The 9,859-nt window shown below is 69.6% G+C and carries 9 protein-coding genes, 1 tRNA gene and 1 rRNA gene; 6 read left to right on the top strand and 5 right to left on the bottom strand.

What is annotated here, in order from left to right; translation table 11 throughout:
* Window positions 1–414 (top strand): hypothetical protein (locus ACSGDB_RS02455; protein ID WP_434992582.1); only part of this gene is annotated, 414 nt, incomplete at its 5' end.
* A 219-nt stretch (window positions 415–633) separates the two neighbouring features.
* Entirely contained in the window at window positions 634–1,680 is a 1,047-nt protein-coding gene (gene rsgA / locus ACSGDB_RS02460) for a ribosome small subunit-dependent GTPase A (protein ID WP_434992584.1), read from the top strand.
* 52 nt (window positions 1,681–1,732) lie between these two features.
* Here rsgA and ACSGDB_RS02465 read toward each other — a convergent pair.
* Window positions 1,733–1,809 (bottom strand) — tRNA-Thr (locus ACSGDB_RS02465).
* Window positions 1,810–1,968: 159 nt separating this feature from the next.
* Here ACSGDB_RS02465 and ACSGDB_RS02470 point away from each other — a divergent pair.
* From ACSGDB_RS02470 to ACSGDB_RS02485, 4 genes are all read left to right on the top strand, one after another.
* Window positions 1,969–3,468 (top strand): alpha,alpha-trehalose-phosphate synthase (UDP-forming), encoded by a 1,500-nt coding sequence (locus tag ACSGDB_RS02470; protein ID WP_434992585.1) that lies wholly within the window; start codon window positions 1,969–1,971, stop codon window positions 3,466–3,468.
* Window positions 3,458–4,237 (top strand): trehalose-phosphatase, encoded by a 780-nt coding sequence (otsB, locus tag ACSGDB_RS02475; RefSeq protein ID WP_434992586.1) that lies wholly within the window; start codon window positions 3,458–3,460, stop codon window positions 4,235–4,237. Before ACSGDB_RS02470 ends, otsB begins: the two co-directional genes overlap by 11 nt.
* 131 nt (window positions 4,238–4,368) lie before the next feature.
* Window positions 4,369–5,457, top strand: coding sequence for an ABC transporter ATP-binding protein (locus ACSGDB_RS02480; protein WP_434992587.1), 1,089 nt, complete (start codon window positions 4,369–4,371; stop codon window positions 5,455–5,457).
* A 141-nt stretch (window positions 5,458–5,598) separates the two neighbouring features.
* Window positions 5,599–6,948, top strand: coding sequence for a DUF4032 domain-containing protein (locus ACSGDB_RS02485; protein WP_434992589.1), 1,350 nt, complete (start codon window positions 5,599–5,601; stop codon window positions 6,946–6,948).
* Between the two features lie 76 nt (window positions 6,949–7,024).
* Here ACSGDB_RS02485 and ACSGDB_RS02490 read toward each other — a convergent pair whose 3' ends face one another.
* From ACSGDB_RS02490 to rrf, 4 genes are all read right to left on the bottom strand, one after another.
* Window positions 7,025–7,681 (bottom strand): hypothetical protein, encoded by a 657-nt coding sequence (locus ACSGDB_RS02490; protein WP_434992590.1) that lies wholly within the window; start codon window positions 7,679–7,681, stop codon window positions 7,025–7,027.
* A gap of 110 nt (window positions 7,682–7,791) precedes the next feature.
* Complete coding sequence (locus ACSGDB_RS02495; RefSeq protein WP_434992593.1) at window positions 7,792–9,159, bottom strand: FAD-binding oxidoreductase; 1,368 nt, start codon at window positions 9,157–9,159, stop codon at window positions 7,792–7,794.
* Entirely contained in the window at window positions 9,159–9,677 is a 519-nt protein-coding gene (locus ACSGDB_RS02500) for a hypothetical protein (protein ID WP_434992592.1), read from the bottom strand. The genes ACSGDB_RS02495 and ACSGDB_RS02500 overlap by 1 nt, the downstream gene beginning before the upstream one ends.
* An 80-nt stretch (window positions 9,678–9,757) precedes the next feature.
* Window positions 9,758–9,859: ribosomal RNA gene (gene rrf / locus ACSGDB_RS02505) — 5S ribosomal RNA — on the bottom strand; the annotation flags it as partial.

Genomic DNA, 9,859 nt, shown 5'->3' on the forward strand with positions numbered 1-9,859 from the left:
CAGGGGCAGGGGCCGCCGCCACCAGCCCCGGCGCCGGCCCCTGCCCCTGTCCCGGCACCTGTCCCGGCGCCCCCTGTGCAGCCGGTCGCCCCCGTCGCTCCCCTGCCTCCGGCGCCCGAGGTACTGCCGCCGATCGTCGAGGAGGCGCCGGCCGAGGAGAAGCCGACACCCCGGCCCAAGCCGTCGGCGACCCCGTCGCCGTCCCCGTCCCCGTCAGCGACCACGCCCGCGCCGTCCTCCGCGCCCACGGCCACCGCGTCGGCGAGCGCCGACGAGGCGGTGGCGATCCAGCGGGCCGAAGCCCCGCGGCAGCCGAACATGCCCTTCCTCGCCGTACTCTCGCTCGTCATCATGGGGTGCCTGGTGGGTCTCGTGAGGATCTTCGGCCCGGACGTCCTCGGGCGGTCGCACTAGGCCCGGGGCCGCTGTTCCCTTCCCCTGCCGGCCCCGCTAGGCTGGATGCCGAGAACGCTCCCGGAGCCGCCGGGAGGCATGAGGAGAATCGAGGAGGTGGAGTCATGACGAAGGTCCTTGCCGTTGCGCTGTGCGCCGACAACACCCCCATGAACCCCGCCTCCCCGGCATCGGCGCGGTAACCGCGCCCCGCGGGAGGCCTCCTTCGGAGGAACCGCGTTGAACACTCTTCTGCAGTACGGCTTCACCGACCGCATCGGTGCTCTCTTCTCCTTCCACTTCCCGTCCGGCGTGCAGCCGGGGCGGATCGTCCGCACGGACCGCGGGCGGGTCCTGGTCGCCACGACGGAGGGCATCCTGCACCTCGACGACGCCGGATCCCTCGCCACCGGGGACTGGGTGGGGCTGCGGGGCGATGGCGACCGCGTCGTCGTCGGGCACCTGCCCCGCTCGACCCTGCTTCAGCGCAAGCGGGCGTACGACCCGCTGTCCGAGGCCCAGGCCCTGGCCGCGAACATCGACCTCCTGGGCGTCGTCGTCCCCCTGGACCGGCCGCTCTCGACCAACCGGCTCGAGCGCACCCTCGTCGCCGCATGGGATTCCGGGGCCGTGCCCCTGGTCATCCTGACCAAGGCGGATCTGACTTCCCGCTTCGACGGCGTGGTCGCCGAGACGGTCGACCGCGCCCGCGGGGTCGAGGTCCTGACGACGTCGGCGGAGGCAGGCGACGGCCTCGAGCACCTGCGTGGACGGATCGGTGCGGGGCAGACCCTGGCACTGCTGGGGCCCTCGGGCGCCGGCAAGTCGAGCCTGATCAACGCCCTCGCCGGCGACGCCCGCCAGGACACGGGCGAGGTCCGTACGACGGACGGACGCGGGCGGCACACGACGACGGCCCGGGAACTGGTGCCGCTCGGGGACGGAGCCATCCTCATGGACACTCCGGGCCTGCGGGGTTTCGCCCTGTGGGACGCGGAGGACGGGCTGTCCCGGGTGTTCGGCGACGTCGAGGAACTGTTCGCCGGATGCAGGTTCCGGGACTGCTCGCACGAGAGCGAACCGGGGTGCGCGGTCCAGGCCGCCATCGCGGCCGGGGACCTCGAGGAACGCCGCTGGCTGAGCTACCGGAAGATGGACCGCGAACTCGCGAGCCTCCACCGCCGGCAGGACGTCGCGGAGCAGCGGCGCTACGGGAGAGCGTTCCACCGGGTGGCGCGCGACGCGGCGATGGCCAAGGATTACCGGAACCGCTACCGGGAGGGGTGAGAGCACGGGCGGGGCGCTCGAAGGCCGTCGGCGGGCAGCGGCACCGGTGTCGTGGAGCCCCCTGTCGGATTCGAACCGACGACCCCCGCTTTACAAGAGCGGTGCTCTGGCCAACTGAGCTAAGGAGGCGTGCTGACCGGGCCAGCGCGGCGCCGTCGTCATGCATGTGCCGAGGGCAGCATGAGCGGAGCGCTCAATAAGGGTAGCCCAGCCCCGGCACCGCGTGAAATCAGCCACGCGTCCGGCTGGACCCGACCGGATAGAGTCGTTTCAGAGACCAACTACTTTATGGAGCCCGCTGTGAGTGCTGCACAACCCTCGACCACCCCCGGCGTCCAGGCGTCGTTCTCGACGGACGACCAGTACGGCGATTTCGACTTCATCGTCGTGTCCAATCGGCTCGCGGTGGACCGGGTGGTCGACGACAACGGCGAGAGCTCGTGGCGGCGTTCACCGGGCGGTCTCGTGACCGCGCTGGCGCCGGTGATGGCCAAGGCCGACGGCGCCTGGGTCGGCTGGCACGGCGCCCCCGACGAGACGCTCGAGCCGTTCGACGAGTCGAACATGCGCCTGGTACCTGTGCCGCTCAGCGCCGAGGAGGTGGAGCTGTACTACGAGGGCTTCTCGAACGCCACCCTCTGGCCGCTCTACCACGACGTCATCGCGTCGCCGGAGTTCCACCGCACCTGGTGGGACTCCTACCGGCGGGTCAACGAGCGCTTCGCGCAGGCGACGGCATCCGTCGCTGCGCAGGGTGCCACCGTGTGGGTCCAGGACTACCAGCTGCAGCTCGTCCCGAAGATGCTGCGCGAAGCGCGCCCGGACCTGAAGATCGGCTTCTTCAACCACATCCCGTTCCCGCCGCTGGAGATCTACGCGCAGCTGCCGTGGCGTCGGCAGGTCATCGAGGGGCTCCTCGGCGCGGACCTCATCGGCTTCCAGCGTCCGAGCGACGCCAGCAACTTCCTGCGGTGCGTGCGCCGTTTCACGGGCTACACCATCAAGGCCCAGCAGGTGCAGGTGCCGGCGTCCGACGACGGCACACCGGGCTACGTGTCGCGCGCCGAGGCGTTCCCCATCTCCATCGACACCACGGCGATCACGGAACTGGCGCAGCGGCCCGACGTCATCGAACGCTCGAAGGAGATCCGGCGGGAGCTCGGCGACCCCCAGCACATCCTGCTCGGTGTCGACAGGCTCGACTACACGAAGGGCATCGGCCATCGCCTGAAGGCCTACGGGGAGCTGCTCGAGGACGGCGCCATCACCGTGGAGGACGCCGCCCTCATCCAGGTCGCCAGCCCCAGCCGCGAGCGCGTGGAGCAGTACCGCCTCCTGCGCGAGGACATCGAGGGTGCCGTGGGCCGCATCAACGGCACCCACGACACCATGAAGAACACCGCCATCCGCTACCTGCACCACAGCTACCCGGTCGAGGAGATGGTGGCCCTGTACCTGGCGGCCGACGTCATGCTCGTCACCGCCCTGCGGGACGGCATGAACCTCGTGGCCAAGGAGTACGTCGCCGCGCGGACCGGGAACACGGGCATGCTCGTGCTCAGCGAGTTCGCGGGTGCGGCGGACACCCTGCGTCAGGCGATCCTCGTCAACCCGCACGACATCGACGGGCTGAAGGCTGCCATCGTCTCCGCCATCACCATGCCGAAGCCGGAGGCCATGCGGCGCATGCGGCTCATGCGCCGCCAGGTGATACACAACGACGTCGAGCGCTGGTCGCAGGCGTTCCTCAGCGCGCTCCAGTCCGGGAGCCCCGCCAGTGGCGCTTGAGGCGGGGCTGCAGGCCGCCCTCCGCCGCCTGGCCTCCACCCCCCATCTGCTCGTCGCACTGGACTTCGACGGCACGCTGGCACCGCTCGTCGAGCGCGCCGAGGACGCCCGGGCCCTCCCCGCATCGGCCGCGGCCGTCAGGGTGCTGGCCGGGCTGCCGGCGACGACGACGGCGCTCATCTCCGGCAGGGCCCTCGACAGCCTGCGCGCCGTCGCGGACCCGCCGGCGGACACCATGCTCATCGGCAGCCACGGTGCCGAGACCTGGACGGGGCCGGACGGCGCCCCCCTGTCGCTGACGCCGGCCCAGGCCGATCTCCTGGCGCGCGCCGTCGCCGTCGTCGAACGCACCGTCGCCGGGCATCCCGGGACGCGCATCGAGTTCAAGCCCGCCGGCGTCGTGCTCCACACGAGGACCGCGGCGGACACCGTTGCCGAGGCCGCCGTGGCGGCAGCCCGGGCAGGCCTCGCCCCGCTGGACGGTGTGAGGATCACGACCGGCAAGCGCGTGCTCGAGATCTCCGTGGTCGAGGCGGACAAGGGCCAGGGACTGGCCCTGCTGCGGCAGGCGACGGGGGCGACGGCGGTCTTCTTCGCCGGCGACGACGTCACGGACGAGCACGCCCAGAAGACCCTCGGCGCCGGCGACGTCGGCATCCGGATCGGCCCCGGAGACACTGCGGCGTCCTTCTCGGTCGCCACCCCGCAGGCCTTCACCGAGGTGCTCGAAGAACTCGCGGCGCTGCGCGCGGCGGGTGCACCCGGGTAGGGAACGTGTCATACTCAGGAGGCGTGACCGACGTCACCGGTACTGCTGACGGGCCACGCGCAACAACTGAATATCTTCCATTCACTACGGATCGTCGGGCACGTACCTGCCCGTGAAAAGGAACCAACTCCATGGCAACGGTAACGTTTGACCAGGCCACGCGCCTGTACCCGGGCACCGAGAAGCCCGCCGTCGACAAGCTCAACATCGACATCGCCGACGGCGAATTCCTCGTTCTCGTCGGGCCCTCGGGCTGCGGCAAGTCGACCTCCCTGCGCATGCTCGCAGGCCTCGAGGACGTCAACTCCGGACGCATCCTGATCGGCGACCGCGACGTCACCGACGTCCCGCCGAAGGATCGCGACATCGCGATGGTCTTCCAGAACTACGCGCTCTACCCGCACATGTCGGTGGCCGACAACATGGGCTTCGCGCTCAAGATCGCCGGCGTCTCCAAGGAGGAGCGTGCCGAGCGCGTCCGCGAGGCGGCGAAGCTCCTCGACCTCGAGGACTACCTGGACCGCAAGCCGAAGGCGCTCTCCGGTGGCCAGCGCCAGCGTGTCGCCATGGGCCGCGCAATCGTTCGTAACCCGCAGGTGTTCCTCATGGACGAGCCGCTGTCCAACCTGGACGCCAAGCTGCGTGTGCAGACGCGTACGCAGATCGCCTCGCTGACCCGCCGTCTCGGCGTCACGACGGTGTACGTGACACACGACCAGGTCGAGGCCATGACCATGGGAGACCGCGTCGCCGTGCTCAAGGACGGCATCCTCCAGCAGGTGGACACCCCCCGCAACCTGTACGAGCGTCCGAAGAACGTCTTCGTCGCCGGGTTCATCGGCTCGCCCGCCATGAACCTCCTGGAACTCCCCGTCGCCGACGGCGGCGTCCTCTTCGGCGGCATCGTCTACCCCGTTCCCGGCAGCGTCCTCCAGGCCGCGGCCGGCAACACCGTCACGCTCGGCGTCCGCCCCGAGGACCTCGTCCTCGCCGCCGCGGGTGAGGGCCTGCAGGTCGAGGTCGACGTCGTCGAGGAACTCGGCGCCGACGCCTACATCTACGGACACACCACGCTGGACGGCAAGGACCACGACATCGTGGCCCGCGTCGACGGCCGTCGCCCACCGATGAAGGGCGACACGGTGTATGTGCGCCCCGAGCAGGGCCATGTGCACCTGTTCGACACCTCCTCGGGTGAGCGCCTGGCCGAGACGGTCTAGGTTCTTCGCGGATCACGCACGACGACGGCGGTGGTTTCGCCGGGCCTCTCTCCTGGGGCCCCGGGGAGACCGCCGTCGTCGTTTAACGGCCACTACGCTTGATGCAGGCTCACTTCCCGTCCCGACACGAAGGCAGCATCCATGACAGAGACCTCGAACGCGCAGTGGCACGACGAGCCGACGGACTACGACCAGACCGGCAAGCTGCCGCGGGTGCGCCCTGCGTCCTCCGAGGCGCCCAACCTGGGCTCCCTCAACATCACGGCGGCCGCGACCGATCCCGAGCTCCTCGACCTCCCCTGGCACATCGCCCTCGAGGAGTGGCCGGCGAGCGCCCTCGCCGCGCTCCCCCGGGGCATCTCCCGGCACATCGTGCGCTTCGCGCATCTCGGTGGGTCGGTGATCGCCGTGAAGGAGACCGGCGAGCACATCGCCCGCCACGAGTACCACATGCTCCGGAAGCTCCAGCGCCTCGACGTCCCCTGCGTCGAGCCCGTTGCGGTCATCTCGGGCCGGACCACGCCGGAGGGCGAGGAACTCGACCCCGTGCTGGTCACCCGCCACCTCAAGTTCTCCCTCCCGTACCGGGCGCTGTTCTCCCAAACGCTCCGGCGCGACACGCTGACCCGGCTCATCGACGCCCAGGCGCTGCTCCTGGTGCGCCTCCACCTGATCGGCTTCTACTGGGGGGACGTCTCCCTCTCCAACACCCTGTTCCGCCGCGACGCCGGATCATTCGCCGCGTACCTCGTCGACGCCGAGACGGGCGAGCTCTACCCCGAGCTGTCCACCGGTCAGCGCGAGTACGACCTGGAGATCGCCCGCGTGAACATCGCCGGCGAGCTGATGGACCTCGCGGAGGGCGGCCTCATCGAGGAGAAGGTGGATCCGCTCGCCACGAGCGAGCTGATCATGGACAGCTACCGTCGCCTCTGGAGCGAGCTGACGGAGCAGGAATCGTTCGAGCTGGGCGACCGCTGGCGGGTGGGGGCGCGCATCCGCCGGCTCAACGAGCTCGGCTTCGATGTCGAGGAGTACGCGATCAAGACCGCCGCCAACGGGACGCAGATCCAGTTGCAGCCCAAGGTCGTCGACGCGGGGCACCACAGCCGCCGCCTCCTCCGTCTGACGGGTCTCGACGCGCAGGAGAACCAGGCGCGACGCCTCCTCAACGACATGGATGCGTACCGGGCGGACAACAATCCCACGCTCGACGAGGAGTTCAGTGCGCACCTCTGGGTGAACGAGGTCTTCGAGCCCATCGTGCGTGCCGTCCCCCGGGAACTGGGCGGGAAGCTCGAGCCCGCCGAGGTGGTCCACGAGGTGCTCGAGCACCGGTGGTACATGTCCGAGCGGGAGGACAGGAACGTCCCCATGGCCGAGGCCGTGCAGTCCTACCTCGACGACGAACTACGTCACCGCCGCGACGAGGCAGCGATCATGCTGACCGCGGATGCGAGGACCATCGGGATCGACGAGGACGCCGACTAGGCCGGCGTTCCCGTGCATGCGACGAGGGACCGGCAGCCAATCGGCTGCCGGTCCCTCGTCGCGTCCGGGGTTGCTGCTACGGGCATTCCAGGGGCTGGCCCTGGACGGTGACCGGGGTTCCCGGGGGCTGGCCCTCACATGCGTCCATGATCTGCTGCGTCACGTCGCCGAAGAAGGCGATCAGGGCGATCGTGGTGATCACCCCGATGATGGTGAACAGCGCCCCGATGATGATGCCGGCGAGAGCGAAACCATTACCCATCCTCGCCTTCCGTGACTTCACGAACGCGACGATGCTGATGACCAGGCCGACCGGGGCGATCAGGATCGCGAGGATGAATCCGACGATACCGAGCGTCTTGCCGGGGTTCTCCGCCGTCTGGACCTGGTAGCCCTGCTGTCCCGGGTAGCTGCCCGCGCCCGGTCCGTAGGGGCTCTGCTGGCCGTACGGGGACGCGCCCTGTCCGTAGGCGGACGGGGACTGCTGCCCGTACTGGGGCTGGCCCTCACCGTAGGACGGCGGGCTCTGCTGCCCGTACTGCGGCTGGCCCTCACCGTACGACGGCGGGTTCTCCCCGTACCGCGGTGTGTCCTGCTCGCCGTACGACGGCGGGCCCTGCTGCCCGTACTGGGGCCGGCTCTCGCCGTACGACGGCGGGTTCTCCCCGTACCGCGGTGTGTCCTGCTCGCCGTCGGGCTGTTCGCCCTTCGGCCCCGGATTGTTCTCAGACATCCTGCCCCCGAAAGAAGTAATGGAAATGACGGAGATCTCCGTCCGTTTCCTGAACGATATCACCGGGCGTCATCGTCGATCCCGCACAGGACGGCCCGGTGCGGCAACGATCAGGCGACAATGGCCTTTCCCGGATTCAGGATGCCGAGGGGATCGAAGACCTCCTTGATGCGGGCCTGCAGCTCCAGGACCGCCGGCTCCTGCTCCCACGCGAGCCACCTCCGTTTGAACTGACCCACGCCGTGCTCGCCCGTGATCGTGCCGCCGAGAGCCAGCGCCAGGCGCACCGACTCGTCGAGTGCCTCGTCCAGCCGGGCATGAGCCTGCGGTCCCTCGCTGCGCTCGGCCCAGAAGGTGGGATGCAGATTGCCGTCTCCGGCGTGGGCCACGACCTTCAGCTGGACGGCGTATCGAGCCGCCATCGACTCGAGGGCCTCGACGTAGTCCACGAGTCGGGACTTCGGTATCGCGACGTCCTCCCCCACACGGAACAGGTCATCCACTTCGTCTCCCCTGCTGTGGCGGCGGAGGTCCACGAGCCGCTCGGCTTCCGCCGACCCCTCCTCCTCGACGACCGCGCCCAGGCCGAGGAGCGCCGATCGGATCGCTGCGGCCTCCGCGGCAGCACCATACCCATCGGTCCTCACGAGCAGGAGCGACCCCCCTCTCCCCCGGAGGTTCGACCCATGCGCACCATCGAGAGCTTCGAGGGTCCTCCCGTCGAGGAGTTCGAGGATCGAGGGCTGCACCCTGGCCCGCCCGATGGCGAGGACCCCGGCCGCCGCCTGCGGGAAGTCCTCGAAGAAGGCGGCCAGGGTCCGGACGTCCCGCGGCAGGTAGCGGAGGCGGACGGTGACCTGAACCACCACGCCCAGCGTGCCCTCCGAGCCGGTCAGGAGTGCGGTCAGGTCGTATCCGGCGACACCCTTGAACGTCGAATGCCCTGTCGAGATCAGGGTGCCGCCCGCCAGCACCACCTTGAGGGCGAGGACCGAATCCCTCGTCACACCGTACTTGGCGCAGCGGAGGCCACCGGCGTTCGTGGCGACGTTCCCTCCGATGGTGGACCACCGGTAGCTGGCCGGATCCGGGGCGTACATCAGGCCGTGCTCCGCGACGGCGGTGTTGAGGTCGGCGTTGATCACCCCCGGCTCGACGACGGCGGTCTCGTCGTCCGGGTTGATCGCGAGGATGTGGTTCATGAGCTCGAGCGACAGGACGACGCAGCCCTGCGTCGCATGTGCACCACCGGACACTCCGGACCCTGCGCCACGGCTCACCACCGGCACGCGATGGCGACTGGCCCACCGCAGCACCACCTGTACGTCCTCCACGGTGCGGACGCGGATCACCGCGGACGGAAGCGCCGGCTCGAGGACCGGGCCCTGATCCCGTGAGTTCCGGGTGAGGTCCTCAGGGTCGGTGGACACCCGACCAGGCAGGGCGTGTCCGAGTTCGTCGAGCGCGGCGGCGATCATCACGAGCCACCCATGAAGCGGCGGTAGCGCGACAGGGCGTCGGGCCAGAACCCCCGGTAGAAGTCGTAGATGTCCTGCGGATCCGACGCCGTCCACCCGCTGTGGCTGAGGGTGATCGTCACGCCGGACCCATCCACCGCCTTTTCGCCCGGCGGGTTCGAAGAAGGACCTGGCTCGCCGGGTGTGGTCAGCTCGATCCGCACCACCGTCGCGGAAGCGGACCCGAAATGCCGCCACGACAGTTCGACCCACTGTTCCGGGATCCTGTCCGTCACTTCGCCCCACACGTTCTCCTCGTCGTGGGCCGACGTCTCGACGAGGGCGTTGTCCTCCAGATCGAAGAAGCTGTCCTCACCCCACCGGCTCAACTCGCCGGCAGGCCACCACAGATGCAGGTGCTGCGTCAGCCCTGCCCAGGCGTGATCGGCAGCAGCGGGTACGGAGTCCGAGAACTGAAGGTCGGGCCGTCCTTCAGGACCGCCCGTCTCGGCGGGAGGGTGCGAGAACAATCCACTCATGTATCGACAGTACCGGTGGTGGGGTGGTGGTTAACGCGGAAAGACCCCACCGGGGGGTGGGGTCTTTCCGTTGAATGGTTGTCCGGCGGTGTCCTACTCTCCCACACTCTCTCGGGTGCAGTACCATCGGCGCTGTGGGTCTTAGCTTCCGGGTTCGGAATGGGACCGGGCGTTTCCCCCAC

The organism is Arthrobacter sp. Ld5, assembly GCF_051172775.1.
In the GTDB taxonomy this organism is placed as follows: Bacteria; Actinomycetota; Actinomycetes; order Actinomycetales; family Micrococcaceae; genus Arthrobacter_D.

Coding starts and splice junctions, on each gene's coding strand:
- ACSGDB_RS02495 (WP_434992593.1), bottom strand. CDS start 9,159: ATGATCGCCGCCGCGCTCGACGAACTCGGACACGCCCTGCCTGGTCGG.
- ACSGDB_RS02500 (WP_434992592.1), bottom strand. CDS start 9,677: ATGAGTGGATTGTTCTCGCACCCTCCCGCCGAGACGGGCGGTCCTGAA.
- ACSGDB_RS02480 (WP_434992587.1), top strand. CDS start 4,369: ATGGCAACGGTAACGTTTGACCAGGCCACGCGCCTGTACCCGGGCACC.
- ACSGDB_RS02470 (WP_434992585.1), top strand. CDS start 1,969: ATGGAGCCCGCTGTGAGTGCTGCACAACCCTCGACCACCCCCGGCGTC.
- ACSGDB_RS02485 (WP_434992589.1), top strand. CDS start 5,599: ATGACAGAGACCTCGAACGCGCAGTGGCACGACGAGCCGACGGACTAC.
- ACSGDB_RS02490 (WP_434992590.1), bottom strand. CDS start 7,681: ATGTCTGAGAACAATCCGGGGCCGAAGGGCGAACAGCCCGACGGCGAG.